This window comes from Mesorhizobium sp. A623 (genome assembly GCF_054489405.1).
This window is the reverse complement of record NZ_JBTMXB010000002.1, coordinates 143361-160634: the sequence shown is the minus strand read 5'-3', so window position 1 is coordinate 160634 and position 17274 is coordinate 143361. Positions and strand designations below refer to the sequence as shown.

At 60.7% G+C, this 17274-nt stretch carries 14 protein-coding genes and 1 tRNA gene; all 15 read left to right on the top strand.

Going from position 1 to position 17274, the window contains the following annotated elements; translation table 11 throughout:
- Positions 1–174: 174 nt before the first annotated feature.
- A tRNA-Met gene (locus tag ACX3P1_RS03005) sits at positions 175–251 on the top strand.
- Between the two features lie 189 nt (positions 252–440).
- On the top strand, positions 441–1394 hold the full coding sequence (locus ACX3P1_RS03000) for a DMT family transporter (RefSeq protein ID WP_459078056.1): 954 nt from the start codon (positions 441–443) through the stop codon (positions 1392–1394).
- A 111-nt stretch (positions 1395–1505) separates the two neighbouring features.
- Complete coding sequence (locus ACX3P1_RS02995) at positions 1506–1781, top strand: alpha/beta hydrolase family protein (RefSeq protein ID WP_459078246.1); 276 nt, start codon at positions 1506–1508, stop codon at positions 1779–1781.
- 266 nt (positions 1782–2047) lie between these two features.
- On the top strand, positions 2048–2758 hold the full coding sequence (locus ACX3P1_RS02990; RefSeq protein ID WP_459078055.1) for a response regulator transcription factor: 711 nt from the start codon (positions 2048–2050) through the stop codon (positions 2756–2758).
- Between the two features lie 30 nt (positions 2759–2788).
- On the top strand, positions 2789–5479 hold the full coding sequence (locus tag ACX3P1_RS02985; protein ID WP_459078054.1) for a PAS domain S-box protein: 2691 nt from the start codon (positions 2789–2791) through the stop codon (positions 5477–5479).
- Positions 5480–5717: 238 nt separating this feature from the next.
- The gene (locus ACX3P1_RS02980) at positions 5718–6266 is read left to right on the top strand and encodes an acyltransferase (RefSeq protein ID WP_459078053.1); all 549 of its coding nucleotides are present in this window, start codon (positions 5718–5720) and stop codon (positions 6264–6266) included.
- Positions 6263–7291, top strand: coding sequence for a Gfo/Idh/MocA family protein (locus tag ACX3P1_RS02975; RefSeq protein WP_459078052.1), 1029 nt, complete (start codon positions 6263–6265; stop codon positions 7289–7291). Before ACX3P1_RS02980 ends, ACX3P1_RS02975 begins: the two co-directional genes overlap by 4 nt.
- Positions 7288–8403 carry a DegT/DnrJ/EryC1/StrS family aminotransferase gene (locus ACX3P1_RS02970; RefSeq protein ID WP_459078051.1) on the top strand — a complete coding sequence of 372 codons (1116 nt, stop codon included), beginning with the start codon at positions 7288–7290 and terminating at the stop codon, positions 8401–8403. The genes ACX3P1_RS02975 and ACX3P1_RS02970 overlap by 4 nt, the downstream gene beginning before the upstream one ends.
- Before the next feature lie 32 nt (positions 8404–8435).
- On the top strand, positions 8436–9419 hold the full coding sequence (locus ACX3P1_RS02965; RefSeq protein WP_459078245.1) for an NAD-dependent epimerase/dehydratase family protein: 984 nt from the start codon (positions 8436–8438) through the stop codon (positions 9417–9419).
- The gene (locus ACX3P1_RS02960) at positions 9416–10606 is read left to right on the top strand and encodes a DegT/DnrJ/EryC1/StrS family aminotransferase (RefSeq protein ID WP_459078050.1); all 1191 of its coding nucleotides are present in this window, start codon (positions 9416–9418) and stop codon (positions 10604–10606) included. Before ACX3P1_RS02965 ends, ACX3P1_RS02960 begins: the two co-directional genes overlap by 4 nt.
- Entirely contained in the window at positions 10594–11610 is a 1017-nt protein-coding gene (locus tag ACX3P1_RS02955) for a hypothetical protein (protein WP_459078049.1), read from the top strand. The genes ACX3P1_RS02960 and ACX3P1_RS02955 overlap by 13 nt, the downstream gene beginning before the upstream one ends.
- A 223-nt stretch (positions 11611–11833) precedes the next feature.
- Positions 11834–12703 carry a Crp/Fnr family transcriptional regulator gene (locus ACX3P1_RS02950; RefSeq protein ID WP_459078048.1) on the top strand — a complete coding sequence of 290 codons (870 nt, stop codon included), beginning with the start codon at positions 11834–11836 and terminating at the stop codon, positions 12701–12703.
- A gap of 227 nt (positions 12704–12930) precedes the next feature.
- Positions 12931–13686 (top strand): LuxR C-terminal-related transcriptional regulator, encoded by a 756-nt coding sequence (locus ACX3P1_RS02945; protein ID WP_459078047.1) that lies wholly within the window; start codon positions 12931–12933, stop codon positions 13684–13686.
- Between the two features lie 148 nt (positions 13687–13834).
- Positions 13835–16009, top strand: coding sequence for a GumC family protein (locus ACX3P1_RS02940; protein WP_459078046.1), 2175 nt, complete (start codon positions 13835–13837; stop codon positions 16007–16009).
- 2 nt (positions 16010–16011) lie between these two features.
- Positions 16012–17274, top strand: coding sequence for a polysaccharide biosynthesis/export family protein (locus ACX3P1_RS02935; protein ID WP_459078045.1), 1263 nt, complete (start codon positions 16012–16014; stop codon positions 17272–17274).

Below are 17274 nucleotides of genomic sequence, written 5' to 3'. Positions count from 1 at the left end.
ACTCAACCCCGGCGACGGTGTTGAAATGCCTGAAATTCGGGTTTTGCCGGGACACGAATATCGCCCCGGCCATCGCCCATGGAAGCTTGACAGGGCAACCCCGGCGACATTATATCCGCCCGACCTTGGCGAACCCCTCGAACTGCGATTGCTTTTCGGGATATTCGCCGCCCTGGCGGGATAGCTCAGTTGGTTAGAGCACGGGAATCATAATCCTGGGGTCGGTGGTTCGAGTCCACTTCCCGCTACCATTTTTTTCTCAGTAAAATCAGCAACTTGGAAATCTTCCCGCCTGGAAATTCTCACATGGTGTAACCGCTCGCCGTGTCAGGATCCGCGCACATGCCAGGCAAATCGATATTGAGAAGAAACCCGGTTCAGCATATTGAGGCGCGGCCCGGCATGCCAGCCGCACCGTTTCAGCGAGGATCATAACGGCAATGGCCGTCTCTATCGAGGCATCATCCCCCGCGAGCCGGGCCTTCTGGCCGGGCTTCATCGCGCTTCTCGGCGGCGCGATTGCCATGGGCATTTCGCCGATTTTCGTTAGGCTGTCAGACGTCGGGCCGTTTGCCAGCGCGTTTTTTCGCGTATTCCTCGCGCTGCCGGTCCTCTATGCCTGGATGCGGCTCGAACAGAGGAATGGAAAACCCGGCGCGCCGGTCCGGCGCTTCTCGCCGGCAGTCGTTGCAACCGGCTTTGCCTTCACGGGAGACCTGTTCTTCTGGCACCTGGCCATTCTCAACACCAGCATCGCCAATTCTACCTTCTTCGCGACGACCGCCCCTGTCTGGGTCGGGCTGATCGGCTGGTTTGCGCTCGGTCGTAGTGTGGCGCCGATGACGATTATCGGTCTGTTCTTCTGTCTTCTCGGTGGAGGGGCTCTGATCGGGCAATCGCTCGCGCTTTCACCTAGCCATCTGATCGGCGACTTCTATGCCGGGCTCACTGCCGTGTTCTTCGGCATCTATTTTCTGACCGTCGAGTGGGCGCGCCGGACCGAAGGTGCCGCAACGATCACGTTTCACATGAGCCTGATCACGGCGGCCCTGCTCGCCATCGTTGCCGTCGGCGCCAATCTGCTTTACGGCCAGCCTCTGTTTCCATCTAGCGCCAATGGTTGGCTGGTATTGATATGCCTCGCGACGATCAGCCATGCCGGTGGCCAGGGGCTGCTCTCCTACGCGCTCGGCACATTGCCATCCATGTTTTCCTCGCTGGTGATCTTTCTTGAAGCGCTCGCGGCAGCCGCACTCGCCTGGGCGATTCTCGGCGAGGCCGTCACGCCTTTGCAGGGACTTGGGGGCCTTGCGATCTTGTTCGGCATCTGGCTGGCCCGCCCACGAGCAAAACAATCGACACCGGCGAATACCGCATCGACTGTCGACCTATGATCCCCGCCATCATCGCATAGCCCGCCCCCACTTGCCGGGCTGCTCGCATGTCCGGCAACATCCCACCTCATACCAAACATCCCAAGCTGATCGTCGTCATGGCACAGCCGGCTGGTCGTTAATCCGGACGGCACATCCAACTACGACGCGGTCGCCAACAGTTCGCTGGCCGGCAACCTGAAAGGGAAGCTTTTTCTCGGTCACGGCGATTTCGACGAGAACGTGCATCCAGCGGCTACCCAGCAACTCGCCGCAGCGCTTGTCGGGGCCGGGAAGACGTTCAACATGCTGATTACGCCAAATGACGACCATTCGACCTTTTCTCGCAGTCCCTATGTTATACGGCAAAAGATGCAATTCCTCCTGCGGCATCTGTTTCCAGAGTAAAACCAGAATACCTTGCCGTTTACCGGAACGCGCCGGCGCTGCCTGCTTGGCTCACCATGGCAAAAATCAGCGTAGTCTTGTGTTTAAGTGTCAAGCGACACGTGATCTCGACATCACGTTGATGACGGCCCCAAACACATACTGTCCGAAAGTTGGTTGATCCGCGCATTAACGCCGTTTGCGACGGAACTCGGTGGCGTGCTATTGTGTTTAGCTGCACAATTTAGGGGAACCGAATTCCTAGTCATCTGTATCACATAGTGATTGTGGACGACGATGCCGCAATCAGGGAAGTTATTCGATCCTGCCTCGAGCCGGAAGGATTTCTGGTAAGTGAGGCAGGGAACGAAGACGAACTCATTGCGATCCTGGACAAACAGCCTGCCGATCTGATTACCCTGGACCTGAAACTGGGGAACGAGGACGGCCTGGCGATTGCCCGCTCCGTGAGAAAGCGGGCCGACGTGCCGATCATCATGGTCACAGGCAAGGCCGAGGCCGTGGACCGGGTTGTCGGCCTCGAACTGGGCGCCGACGACTACATCACGAAGCCGTTCCACGTCCGTGAACTTCTGGCCCGTGTACGCAGCGTCCTGCGCCGCAACAATCGACCGCCGCGCGAGGACGATGAGCCTGCTGCCGAGAAGTATATGTTCGGCGGGTGGATTCTCGACTGCGGTCGGCGTGAACTGGTGTCGCCGGCCGCAAAAACCACGCGCCTCACCAGCACGGAATTCAAACTTCTCGAAACCTTCGCGCTTCGGCCCAACCGTGTGCTTTCACGCAACCAGATAATGGACCTCGTCAAAGGGCCCGCATGGGCCGCGAACGATCGGGCGGTCGACAACCAGATCGGCCGCCTGCGTCGCAAGATGACCGAAATGGACGATAACGAGGAAATGATCCAGAGCGTGCGTGGGGCGGGCTACATGCTCGCGGCAAATGTTACCAAGGTATCTACCTCCGATTTGGAGTGAAGCTCAGGTTGACGGAGCCGGGGTTTGTGCATGGTGGGGATCAGGCAGTTCGAACGCGCCATTCTGGAAATGGGCCTTTTCGCTGCCCATCGACGGAAGCTGGAAGCGAACATACTTGGCATGCTGGTTGCAGCCGGGACGGTCGGAGCCGCCTTTCTCGTCCGTTGGATGGTGATCGGCGAAGCAAGCGCGTTGTTCCCGCTGACGTTGCTGTACGCGGCCGTGGTGATCTCCGCCGTGGTCGGCGGCTACCGCGCCGGCATTTTCGCGACCGCCCTGTCGCTCGTGTACGTGTTGGTGTCCATCGCTCCAATCACCGGTCGAATGGATGTCATTCGCATCGTCTCTTTTCTTGTGAACAGTTTTCTCATCATTGCGATCTGCGAGGTGATGCATCGGGCACAGGCTCGCGTCGGCGAAGCGCGGGCGAATAGCGCCCACGCGCATACGGCTCTCGAAAACGAGCAACGATTGCAGTGGGCCTTGCAAGCAAGTGGCGGCAGCACCTGGGATTGGGACCCCCAAAGCGACGAAATGTGGTGGTCACCGGAAATGTACGCATTGTGGGGTGCCGAGCTAGGTTCGGTATTGCGCGCAGAACAGATGTTCGCGCTCGTCAACAAACAGGACCGCCAGGCCTTCAAGGATGCGGTCCATGCCTCGATCGCCCAGCACAGCAGCTTCCGGTGCGAATTTCGTATCCTGCATGGCGAGCGCGGCGAACGCTGGATGCTTTCGACAGGCCGCCGGACCTTCGATGAAGGAGGCAAGCCGGAGCGAATGGTGGGGCTGACTTTCGACATCACCGAGCGCAAGCAGGTTTATCTGGCGCTTGCCGAAAGCGAACACCGATTCCGTGCAACTTTCGACAACGTGGCCGTTGGCATTGCGCACCTTGCGCCGGATGGATCGTGGATCAGCGTAAACTATCGATTTTGCCAGATAATGGGCTATCCGGCGGAAGAACTCCTGAAGAGCAAATTCCAGCAACTTACACATCCCGACGATCTTGGAGCGCAACAAGTCCTGAGCAACCACATCCTGACCGGGGTTATCGACCGCTACAGCATCGAGAAGCGCTATGTCCGAAAAGGCGGATCCACCGTCTGGGTCAACCTCACCGTAAGCTGTGTCCGGCGCGAATCCGGCGAGGTCGAATATTTCATTTCGGTGATCGAAGACATATCCGAGCGCAGGGCGGCTGAGGGCGCACTTCGCGAAAGCGAGGCCAGGCTCAGGGCCATTGTCGACACGGCCGTGGATGCGATCGTGGTGATTCACGACGATGGCCGCATACAGTCGGTCAATCCCGCCACGGACAGGATCTTTGGCTACGCGGAAAATGAATTGGTCGGCCAGAAGATCACGACGCTCGTTCCGGAGCGCGAGGCGACCGGATCCCTGACCGAGAGCCTGTTCACGCAAGCCGAGGCGGTCGGGAACAGAGGGTTCGGGCGAGACGGGAGACGCAAGGACGGCCGGGTATTCCCCATCGACCTGACCGTCGCGGAGTGGCGGGACGCCAAGGGGCGGCCGTCGTTCACCTGCGTCATGCGAGACGCGACCGAACGCAAGCAGGCGGAAGAGGAACTTGCGCGCAAGCGGCGTATGGAAGTCATCGGCCAACTCGCCGGCGGCGTCGCACACGATTTCAACAATCTGCTGGCCATCATCATCGGCAACCTGGAATTAGCCGAACCGCGCATCGATCAGGCGGACGCTCGAAAAATGATCCGCAAGGCGCTTGAGGCCGCCGAAACCGGGGCCAGTTTCAACCAGCGGCTTCTCTCTCTCGCGCGCAAACGCCGGCTGGAACCGGAGAGGATCGATCTCAACCGCTGGGTATCCGGCACCATCATGTTGCTGGAACGCACGCTCGATGCGAACATTACGTTGACAGCGGAACTGGCTGACGATCTGTGGCCGACCCGAGCCGATGCCGGAGAGGTTGAAAGCGCCGTCCTCAATCTCGCGCTCAACGCGCGCGATGCCATGCCGCAAGGCGGCGAACTCGTGATAAGGACCCGCAACATTACGCTCGACGAGACTAACCGGAAACTGGACAGCGAAGCCCGCCCGGGCGATTTCGTCCTGCTTTGCGTCATGGACACAGGGCATGGAATGGCGCCGGAAATTCTGGCGCGCGCATTCGAACCGTTCTTTACGGCCAAGGAGTCGGGTAAAGGCACAGGCCTTGGTCTCGTCAGCGTCTCGAATTTTGCGCGCCAATCCGAGGGCTTTATCGAACTCGAAAGCGAGGTCGACAAAGGCACGACATTCAGCATCTACCTGCCGCGGGCCCCCGAACAGGAACCGTCCAGCAATCCAGCTCCGCCCGACAATGGCGTCGAAATGACAGCTAAGGGAGAGCTTATCCTTGTCGTCGAAGACGACGACCGCGTTCGTGACGTTACGTCGAAGCGGCTCGAAAATCTGGGCTACATCGTTCGCGAGGCGAGGTCGGCTGTGGAAGCGATCGAATGGCTGGAATCGAAAGCACCAATCAAGCTCGTTTTCAGCGACATTCTCATGCCGGGCAGCATGACGGGCCGCGATCTGGCACAGTGGGTGGGTGCAAACCGTCCCGCCGTCAAGATGCTGCTGACCTCGGGCTACGACGACGGCGACAAGCGCCGATCAAATTCCCGGCTGAAAGTGCTGCCCAAACCTTATTCAACAGCCGAACTCGCAAAACATATCCGCAAGCTGCTGGACAGTTGACCATCGCGGTGCTGCAAGCCGGTGGTCGCCCGAAAGGCGTAACCTCATCCCCTGACCCATCGGATGCCCAATGGGCGAACGGCGTAAGCTTCATGGCAGGGCGCGCGCCATCCGCCTTAGGCCCCTCACCTAGCGCAGATCAGCCATTGTGCGCTCGTTTCAGCATCGACCAAACCGACTACTGAATCGGGAAACGCGGCTTCGTTAAGCAGCGCTGCAACCGATCTGGGGGAATGGGATGCCGATCAACGATTGCGAAATGGGGGCGGGTGTCTCCGTCCTGTATCCCGACCTCGTCAATCTCTATGGCTGCCGTATCGGTTCGCGAACCCGGATCGGGCCTTTCGTGGAGATCCAGAAGGGCAGCGTGATCGGCGAACGCTGCAAGATTTCGTCCCATTCCTTCATTTGCGAAGGCGTGACGATCGAGGATGCGGTGATGGTCGCGCATGGCGTCATGTTCACCAACGGCCTGTTTCCGCGCGCCACCAACGATGACGGCACCCTGCAGGCCGACGGCGACTGGGAATGCACGCCGACGCTGGTTCGGCGCGGCGCAGCCCTCGGCTCCAATTCAACCATCGTCTGTGGCGTCACCATCGGCGAGGAAGCGCTGGTCGGCGCTGGCGCGGTGGTGACGAAGGACGTGCCGGACTTTGCCATCGTGGCGGGCGTTCCGGCGCGCGTCATCGGCGATGTCCGCCGGCCTGGCTCTACGCGAGCCCATGCAAACCGGTTGCGCCAGACCGGTCAGGTTCTGGTTCTCGGAGAGGTTGGCCACAAATGATACGCGTCGGCATCATTGGATACGGCTACTGGGGACCGAACCTCGCCCGCGCGGTCGCGGAAATCGATGCGACAGCGCTCGCCATGATCGCGGATCAATCGCCCGCAGCACTCGAACGTGCCGGCAAGCGCCATCCCTCGGCGCTGCTGGTGACCGATTGGCGTGACCTGATCGACAACTCTTCGATAGACGCGGTGATCGTGGCGACCCCCGTCAGCACCCATTTCGACATTGCGCTCGCCGCCTTGCGGGCAGGCAAGCACGTACTGGTGGAAAAGCCGATGGCCGATTCGGTGCGCAAGGCCGAGATACTGGTCGAGCAGGCGGCGAAACGCTCGCGGGTGCTGATGGTCGATCACACCTTCATTTATACCGGTGCGATCCAGACCATTCGCGGCCTGATCGACGCCGACAGGATCGGCGACATCTACTATTATGACTCCATCCGCGTGAATCTCGGGCTGTTCCAGCGCGACGTGAACGTGATCTGGGACCTCGCGGCGCACGACTTCGCCATCATAGACTACCTGTTCGACGCCGCTCCCGTCGCGATTTCGGCGAGCGCCGCCCGCTGCGTTCCCGACAGCCAGGAAAACATGGCGCATCTCTCGGTCTATTTCGACGACGGCGCCATGGCCCACCTCAACGTCAACTGGCTGGCGCCGGTCAAGGTACGCCAGACGCTGATCGGCGGCAGCCGCCGGATGGTCATCTATGACGACATGCAGACCAGCGAGAAGGTCAAGATTTACGACAGGGGCGTGGACATCGCCGAAGAGCCCGGATCGGCCCATGAACGGCGCGTCTCCTATCGCAGCGGTGAAATGTGGGCGCCTGCGATTGCGCCGAAGGAAGCGCTGCTGACGGAAATCGAGCAGTTCTTCCACTGCATCGAAAACAATGACCGGCCGACTTCCGACGGCCAGTGCGGCCTGCGCGTGGTCGAGATGCTGGCGGCTGCGACGAATTCGACGCTGACGCGCGGCCGGCCGATCGAGCTTGGCACCTTGAGGAAAGCCTCATGATCCCGTTCCTCGATCTGCGCGCTCAATATCGTTCGATTGCCCCCGAACTGGAAAGCGCGATCTTGGAGGCCCTGCGAAGCTGCAATTTCGTGATGGGCGATGCCGTTTCCCGTTTTGAGGCCGATTTCGCGGCCTATTGCGGAACCGAGCATGCCGTCGCCGTCAATACCGGAACGTCCGCCGTCCACCTTGCGCTGCTTGCGGCCGGCGTGGGTCCCGGCGATGAAGTGATAACCGTGCCGATGACTTTCGTGGCCACTGTCGCGGCCATCGTTTATGCGGGCGCAAAGCCGGTGTTCGTGGATATCGATCCGAACATCTGGACCATGGATCCCGCGCAAATCGCCGCCAGCATTACATCGCGCACCAAGGCGATCATGCCGGTTCACCTGCATGGCCGGCTGGCCGACATGGAAGCGATCAACGCCATCGCCAAAAGACATGGGCTGCCGGTCATCGAGGATGCTGCGCAGGCGCATGGCGCCGAGCGGGGCGGTGTCCGGGCCGGCGCATTCGGCGATCTCGGCTGCTTCAGCTTCTACCCCGGCAAGAACCTCGGCGCGTGCGGCGAAGGCGGCGCCGTCACCACGAACTGCACCGAATTCGCCCAGAAAATCCGTTGCCTGCGCGATTGGGGCCAGGAGGGAAAATACAACCACGTCCAGCATGGCTTCAATTTCCGGCTGGACACGCTGCAATGCGCTGCTCTCGAGGTGAAATTGCCGAGGCTGGACGGCTGGAACGCTGAGCGCCGCCGCATCGCCAATGCCTATCACGACCGCCTCGAGGGCGACATCGGGCTCCCTGCGGGCCCCTTCGGCATGGACCATGCCTGCCATGTCTATGCGTTCCGGCATCCCGACCGCGATACCCTTCGGGCCGACCTTCAACGCGCTGGCGTTTCGACAAATGTCCACTACCCCCGGCCCGTTCACCTCCAGCCGGCCTATAGCGGGCTTGGCTATCGGCAGGGCGATTTTCCGGTTTCCGAAGCGCTTGCGGCGGAAACGCTTTCCCTGCCCCTTTATCCCGAACTGCCGGCCGGCGACGTCTCGCGCGTCATCCATGCACTCAACGCCATGACCGCCGGTGGCCTGGCCAGATCCGCCTGAAAGGAAAACCCTTGCCCAACCAAATCGAGACATTGCGCGGACGGCGGGTTCTGGTGACAGGCGGCGCCGGCTTCGTCGGTTCGCACATCGTCGACCTGCTGGTGGACGAAGGGTGCGGGCAGGTTGCCGTGATCGACAATATGGTGCGCGGCAATATCGGAAACCTGTCCAGGGCGTTGAAAAGCGGCGTCGTCGAACTGGTCAAGGGCGATATTCGCGACAAGGCGCTGATGCGAAAGCTGACCGCCGGCACGGACACCGTGTTCCACCAGGCAGCCTTGCGCATTACCCACTGCGCGGCGGAGCCCGACGAGGCAATGCAGGTGATGGTGGATGCGACCTACGATCTTCTGCGCCTGTGCATGGAACTGAAGGTGCGCAAGGTCGTCATGGCGTCGTCGGCGTCGATCTACGGCATGGCCGAAAATTTCCCAACCGTCGAAAACGACCATCCCTACGGCAACCGCACGCTCTACGGCGCGGCGAAGTCATTCAGTGAAGGGCTGCTGCGCTCCTTCAACGACATGTATGGGCTCGACTATGTGGCGCTGCGCTACTTCAACGTCTACGGCCCGCGCATGGACATTCATGGCCGCTATACAGAGGTCATGGTGCGCTGGATGGAGCGGCTCGCAGCCGGCCAGCCGCCGATCATCTTCGGAGACGGAACGCAGACGATGGACATGGTGCATGTGCGCGATGTCGCGCGCGCCAATCTGCTGGCCGCCAGGGCTAGCGCCAGCGACACGGTTTTCAATGTCGGCAGCGGAACGGAAACGTCCCTGCTGCAACTGGCCGAGCGTTTCTCGGCCGCCATGGGCCGTCCGGATTTGCGGCCCACGCATGCCGAGCAACGCTCGATCAACCCGGTTCCGCGCCGGCTTGCCTCCACCGAGGCGGCGCAACGGAACCTCGGGTTCAAGGCAACCATCGCCCCGAATGACGGCATCGCCGATCTCGTCGCCTGGTGGCGCGGTGAAATCCAGCTTCAAGACTTAACGGAGAAGGCATCGTGATACCGATCGCACAACCCTTGATTGGGCAGGAAGAAGCGGATGCGGCGGCGCAATGCGTTCTTTCCGGCTGGCTGACACAAGGGCCGCAGGTGGCGGCATTCGAGCGCGAATTCGCCGAACTGGTGGGTGCCGATCATGCATGCGCCGTTTCCAATTGCACCGTGGCTCTGCATCTGGCGCTGCTGGCATTGGGTGTCGGGCCGGGCGACGAGGTGATTACGGTCAGCCACACCTTCATCGCCACGGCCAACGCCATCCGCCAGTGCGGCGCCATGCCCGTCTTCGTGGACATCGAGAAGGATGGCTTCAACATGGACCCGGCGGCGATCGCGCCGGCCATCACGCGGCGCACGCGGGCGATCCTGTGCGTCCATCAGATGGGCATGCCCTGCGACCTCGAAGCGATCCTGAAAGTGGCGCGCGGGCACAAGATCCCGGTGATAGAGGATGCAGCCTGCGCCATCGGCTCGGAGATATTTTTGGACGGGGATTGGCAAAAGATCGGCCGCCCGCAGGGCGACATCGTCTGTTTTTCCTTCCATCCGCGCAAGGTCGTCACCGTCGGGGACGGCGGCATGCTGACGACGCAAAATCCCGAGTGGGACGCGCGTTTCCGCTTGTTGCGCCAGCATGGAATGTCGGTTCCCGACGCTGTTCGCCACGGCAGCCCGACCGTGATTTTCGAAGACTATCTCGAGCCGGGCTACAACTACCGTATGACGGACATTCAGGCCGCCATAGGACGCCAGCAACTCAAGCGGCTGCCGCAGATCATCGCGTGCCGCCGGCGGCGCGCGGAGACGTATCACGATGCGCTGGACGGCATGCGTGGCGTTCACACACCGGGCGAACCTGAATGGGCGCGCTCGAACTGGCAAAGCTATTGCATCGGGCTGGTGCCCGGGGTCGACCAACGCATGGTGATGCAATACATGCTCGACAACGGCATAGCCACGCGGCGCGGTATCATGTGCGTGCATATGGAGCTTGCTTACGCGGGCCTGCCGAAGCGTCACGGATTGCGCCGGTCGGAATCCGCCCGCGACCATTCGATAATACTGCCGCTGTTCCCGCAGATGACGCACGAGACCCAGATGCGGGTCGTCGCCGTGCTTGCCGATGCCATGAACCGCGCACAGGCGCCGGCCCGCGCGCCGCGCATGGACGATGTTCAATGGGTAGCGTAGCGAGCATCGAGGGATTTCCCCCGACGGATGGTTTCGCGCGTACTGTTCTGGAAATCCTGCGCGAACGGATCACCGCGCTCAAACTCGACCTGACCGGCCTGCGCGTCGTCACCGAAGCGGCGACCGGCGCTTATGCCTGCACGGCCGTCATCGCCGCCATGGCGGGCGCACATAACGTCTTTGCCGTTGCGCGCGGGTCGGCCAGCCACGGTAGCGGCGCGGATGCCGCGCGAGCCACTCTTGCCCTGGCAAGGATGGCTGGCGTCGACAAAAGGATCGAGATCGCGCCAAACCTCGACCCAAAAGCGCTCGCTTGCTGCGATATCCTCACGAATTCCGGGCATTTGCGGCCGATCACGCGCGCCATGATCGAGCGATTGCCACCGTCCGCGGTAATCGCCCTGATGTTCGAGGCGTGGGAATTCCGCGGTTCAGACCTCGATTTGAATGCCTGTCGCGATCGCGGCATCCAGGTCGCGGGCGTCAACGAGCGGCATCGCGACGTCGCGGTATTTCCTTTCCTCGGCCGGCTTTGCGCAAAACTGTTGCGCGACGCCGGCATGTCGCCGTTCGGGTGCAGGATAGCGTTGCTCTGCGACAATCCGTTCCTGCCCTTTATCGAAAACGGGCTGCGTGAAGAGGGAGCCTTCGTCGAAACCTGCTCGGATGTGGCCACGCTGCGATCAAGGGATTTTGACGCCGTCGTGGTCGCGCTCCAGCCGCGCGGGGAGCGGTTGGGCAAAGCGCTCTTTGAGAGACTGGCGAGTATCGCCCCGCAAGCGCTGGTCTGCCAGTTCTGGGGCGACATCGATCGCGGCTCCGCCCGACAGCATGGCTTTGCGGTCTGGCCCGAGAAGGAGCCCAGGCCCGGCCACATGGGAATATTGCTGAATGCGCTCGGCCCCGAACCGATTGTTCGCCTGCAAGCCGGCGGCTTGCGCGCAGCAGAGCTGGTTTTTCGCGGAGGCTGGTCGGAGCCAGAGGGCGTCGCCGAGATTTTGTAGCCCGCGAAAGGCCCCCCTGCCCTCGCCCGCCCAACTCCAGCGCCTCTCGCAACGATCAGCAGGATTTGCGACCGTCCCCGCCACCGTGGGTTGCTCCATACCGAAGCCAAGGTCGCGAATTAAGCGCCAGGATACGAAACGGATTCCTTTCTGGCGCGGTTTGATTCCGATCTGCGAACGTAGTTAGCGCACCAACTGGGTATCGTACCCCCTCGGATGGTCAATGGGGGTGGGGTTCCACGCGCCTGTACAATCAGAGTTGCGGCGGCGACCCTATCCTTCAATTGATCAATGCAATCAAAGGAGGCAGGCCGCTTCCTTATCCCACAATTCGAATACGGCTTTAGTGGGCAATTGGGGGCTCTTTTTGACCGCATCCTTCATTCCATACTCAATAGAGGTTCTACCTCGCAAGGACTGCACGTTTCGATTGAACGATGCGGGGCGGTACCTAGCCCAGGAACTCAGGTTCACCTCCAAAGTCTATCCGCCTGACACGGCCATTGTTCGCCAGGGGGACAAGGATACGCGGGCGTTTCTCGTGGAATCCGGTTGGGGACGCCTTTGCAAGGACCTTCCGGGTGGGGAACAGCACCTGATCGATGTGGTCGTGGCTGGCGACGTTGTCGGACTTTGCGGTAGCCGTTTCAGTGGAGGCGACGGGTTTTCGTCCATAACGACGCTGCGGGTATGGGTTGGCCCGGCTGTCGCGCTGCGCGCTTTGTCAGCCGGCGCCTCCCCCTCTGCCTGCTACGTCAGCGACGCAATGGATCGGCAAAGGGCGGTGCTGACGGAAAGACTGGCCGATATGGGGCAGCGAAAAGCTGCCGTGCGCACGGCGCATTTTCTGCTGGAACTGGGCGAGAGACTTGAACTTGCCGGCGTGGCGACGCGGGAAGAATTCCTGTGCCCGCTTACTCAAAATGATCTCGCCAGCGCGCTCGGCCTGACTGGCATCCATGTCAATCGCATGCTGAGGGAAGCGCGCGAGTTCGGACTCTATGAGTTCCATCGTGGGAAAGTCAGGTTCATCGACTACAAGGCGGCAGTAAATTTTGCCGAATTCGATGCGAGTTACCTCATCCCACGATAGATTCACTCTCCATATATTTGGTTGAATATTTCAATTTAATTCAGATTCATCTGGATTCGTTCAAGACGCGAAATTTAGTTAATGGAAATTAACAAATATTAATAACTCCATCGAAAATCATGGGATAATTTCAAGAAGGCTAATCTGTGGGGAAACGGATAACCTCTCGCCGATTTTAGTGGCGGCGGTAATAGAAATTTATATGGGAGTAAAAAATGAGTCATGTCATGGAAGCCAACCGTGTTAATCATATACTTGATAAAGATACCGCACGTTTCAGTATTCCTGCGCTAGACTACATGTCGCAACCGGCTATCGGAGTTCCCGATACTGTCCTCATCCTTGATGACCGGGCATTGGACCGCGAATGTTTCAGCCGAATTCTGAAGGCCCAATGCGGCCAATTCGACGTGCTGGCCTTCAATTCGGCAAGCGACTGGCACATGGAAAAGGATATCCATCCTCCGGTTTCTGCCGTGATCCTCAATGTGGGAGGCCACAAGCTCTCCGAGGAACACATCGCAACCGAGATTCGACAGCTTGTCGCGAGTTTCAAACCCGTTCCCGTTATAGTGCTGGCCAATGCCGAAGATCTGCCGGGCATCGTCAAGGCGCTGGAATATGGCGCGCGAGGCTATATCCCGTCTTCGGTAAGCATCGAAGTATGCGTCGAAGCGATCCGGCTGGCCATTGCTGGGGGGACTTTCGTCCCGGCCAGTTCCATGATGGCCATCGGCAGGATCATGGAACAGGGCGAGGTGCCACACCCGCTGTCGGGCATGTTCACGCCGCGGCAGACCGAGGTAGCCATGGCGCTTCGGCGTGGCAAGGCCAACAAGATCATCGCCCATGAGCTCAACCTTCGGGAAAGCACCGTCAAGGTGCACATCCGCAATATCATGAAGAAACTGAGGGCAACCAACAGGACGGAAGTCGCCTACAAGATCGGCGATCTTCTCCCAACCGAGATGAACGGCAGATAGGTAGCCGAAACCCGGCAGCTGACATTTCGGCCTGGAGCATCGGGCCGAAAAGCGGAACCAGGTTTCGGATTATTCCGATGTTCAATCAAAGTGTTGGAGCGTTGTTTGTGCGTCCGATTGGACGAACGGCGCTCTAGGGAGAACTGCCGTGATTATCTCCGACATGCGTCCAGATGAGGATCGCCTTCTGTTCCCGAATGTCTTTTCGCTGTTCGGGCGCCATAAATATTTGGTGGCGTTGCCGGCTATCGCCGGCGCCGCCGCCGGGATGATCGGTTACCTCAATGCGCCGCCACGCTACGTCTCGGAAGCGGTCCTCGTTCTCGACTCGCGGCGGATTCAGGCGCTTCCGACGGAAGCCGTGGTATCGCCATTGCCTCAGGACAGCCCTGCCCTGAGAAGCGAAATCGATATCATGAATTCCACCATGCTGGCGCAGGACGTCGTCAAGAGGTTGGAAACCGCGGGAATTCCAATACCGCTCGCCGACGAGCCGGCCTCACCTTCTCTGGCGAAGCAGGATCGGGCGGGCAGCGATGCGAGCGTTCTGCTCGACAAGGCCAATCGCCTGCTTTCAGGCCTGAGCGTAGCCAACGACGGCCACTCCTATACGATCTACATCGCGTTCCGTGACCGGGACCCCGGATTCTCCGCGACAGCGGCAGATACCTTTGCGAAGACCTACGTCGATCACCAGATCGAAACCCAGCGGCAGGACACGCTTCGTGTCGCGGAGTGGCTGGGCAGCAAACTGGATGCGTTGCGTGGACGCCTGGAAGCCTCCGAAAAAGCCGCGGAGGATTTTCGCCGCAAGGCCGGCCTCTCGCAGGTCGACGGGATGACCATCCAGGCTCAACGCGTGACCAGCCTCAATGTTGAAATCACCAATGCGGAGGCAACGCTTGCAGGTGTGGAGGCGCGTCTTGCGACCGCCCGCACGCTGCAGCAGAGCAAGGACATTCCCGCATTGAGCGAGATTCTGGGCTCCACGGTCATCCAGACCCTGCGTTCAGACCAGGCGGAAGCGGAGCGCAAGCTGGCGGCCATCGAGGCAAGCGGAGCCTCCAAGAGCGACCAGATTCCTGTTTTGAAAAACGAGATCGCCGGCCTGCAGAACCGCATAGATCAGGAAGTGAACGGCGTCATCGAAAGCCTGGAGACGGAGATCACCATCGCCCGCCAGAAGCGCGAGAGCGTCGCACAGACATTTCAGAAGGCGCAGGAAAATCTCTCGAAGGCCAATCAGGACGCGGTGCATCTCGGCCAGATCGAGCGCGAAGTAAACGCCAATCGTGCCGTCTATGAAAGCTATCTCGCCCGCTACAAGCAGGCCATCGAGCAGGAAGGCATGGTAACCCCGCAGGCGCAGCTGATTTCGACCGCCGCGGGAAACACGCGCAGGGAAAGCCCCAGGCTGGCGAACTGGCTCGGTCTGGGTTTTGCTCTCGGCGCCTGTTTCGGATTGGCAATAGCCATGCTTTCGGAATTGCGCAGCCGCAAACTGCGATCGCCGCGCCGGGTCGAGGCGATCACGGGTTCGCCGGTCATCGGCTACATACCCAAGCTTTCCAAGAGCCAGAAAGGCGCATCCCCGAAAGCCCTGCTCGCCGCACGATCCGAATACGGCAGGGCGCTCGGAAACCTGTATGCAACGCTTCGCTCCGGCCAAACCGGTGCAGCGCCGGGGTCTCAGGCGATCGCCATCGTCTCGGCACAGCCGGGAGCCGGCAAGACCTGCCTCACCCTTGGCCTGGCGCGGTTCCTCGCGGCATCCGGCAAACGCGTCGTGGCCGTCGACGCCAATCTTCGAAACCCGGAAATCGCAAAGGCGTTCGGCGTCGATGCCACCGCGTTTCTCGACGAGATAACGGACCGTCAGAACCCGGCGAGCGGTCTGCTTTACGGCGATCCTCAAAGCCATGCTTTCGTCATCGCGGCGCGCGGCAGCGCCACTCTGCCCGAGCATCTTTTGTCCAGCAACAGGTTCCTGGCGCTGATCGAAGATCTGAAGCGGCAGTTCGATTACGTTCTTATCGACACGCCCGATCTGGAGGGGTCGGCCGATGCTCTCCACATCGCGATGGCCGCGGACACCTCTCTTTTCGTGGTCAGGGCCGATATGGCCAGGCCGGAGAGCCTTGTCACGGCTACGGAAAACCTTGCTGCCTGCCAGCGTCGGCCGCTCGGCCTCGTCCTCAACAGGTTTCGGCCGCTTCGCTCGGGCTTCTTCGCCGACGACGAGCAATCGGAGGCGCGCAAGCGCGCACCCACCGGTGCAAGCGGCTTTGGTAAAAGTCTCACCGGTCAGCCAGCAGGAGTTTAGAGATGGGCAAGGTTCCAACCACGCGACCCGCGCAAACTGCCCTTGGATCGCGACGCCTGTTGTCGATGGCAGCAGGCATAGCGCTCAGCCTGATCGGCGCTTCGCCAATACTGGCCGGCCAATCTTCCTACACGATCGCTGCCGGCGACACGCTCCAGGTCAATGTGTACGGCGATGTCGGGTTGTCCGGCCGGTTTCCTGTCGGCAGCGACGGCTCCATGGTCTACCCTCTGGTCGGCAGCATTGCGGTCGTCGGCAAGACGACGCAGGAAATCGCGGTGATCCTCGGCAAGTCGCTTTCCGAGCATGTCCCGAACGCATCCGTCACCACCTCGATTGCCGAATACGGCCCGGTGTTCGTTCTCGGCGATGTACGCACGCCCGGCAAATATGAGTATCGGCCGGGGATGATCGCGCTTGAACTGCTGGCCATGGCGGGGGGAGCCGGGCATCTGGAGAACAATCCGGATGCGGCAGCCCTGCAACTGATTACCACGCGCCAGGAATATGCCGACCTTGAGCTTCAGATGTTTGCGCTGCAAATCCGCCGTCAACGGGTGCAGGCTGAAATGGACCAGACCGACCTTTTCTATCCGTCGCCGAACATATCGGACCCGGTCGATCAGGCCACGGGCCAAGACCTGGTCAAACGGGAACTGACACTTTTCGCCGCGCGCAAAAACGCATTTGAAGCGGACCAGAAAGCTTTCGCGGCACAAGAGGCAAGCTATGCCGATGAGATGCGGACTATCAACGAGAGCATGAAACTGCATAATGACGAGATCGCCCTGCTTGTCGAGGATGTGGATGCCGCCAAAAGTCTCGCGGAGCGTGGGCTCACGGCCAAATCCAACCTGCGCCAGACCGAGCGCGAACTGTCCTCCACAAGGCGGGACGCGCTGGAACTGCAAACCTATCTGGCGCGCGCCGAGCAAAACCGGCTCGCGATCCAGCAGCGCAAGACGGCAATGCTTGACCAGTTGAAGACCGATTCCGCCACCGCGCTCCAGGCCATCGACCTCGAACTGGCGCGGATGACGAGGAAACAGGCAGCGCTGCTTTCCGCGATGGTCGAGATCGCCTCGACGGCGGGAAAAGCGGCGGCGGCCGCGCGCGACACGCGAATGATCATGACGGTAACCCGCGGCGCGAATGGCCAATACGAGCAGATCGCGGCGGACGACCGTCTCGAAATACGCCCAGGCGACATTTTGCGGGTGGAATTCGGCGTGCCGGCAGCGAGCCGGCAGGCATCCGTCAATTGA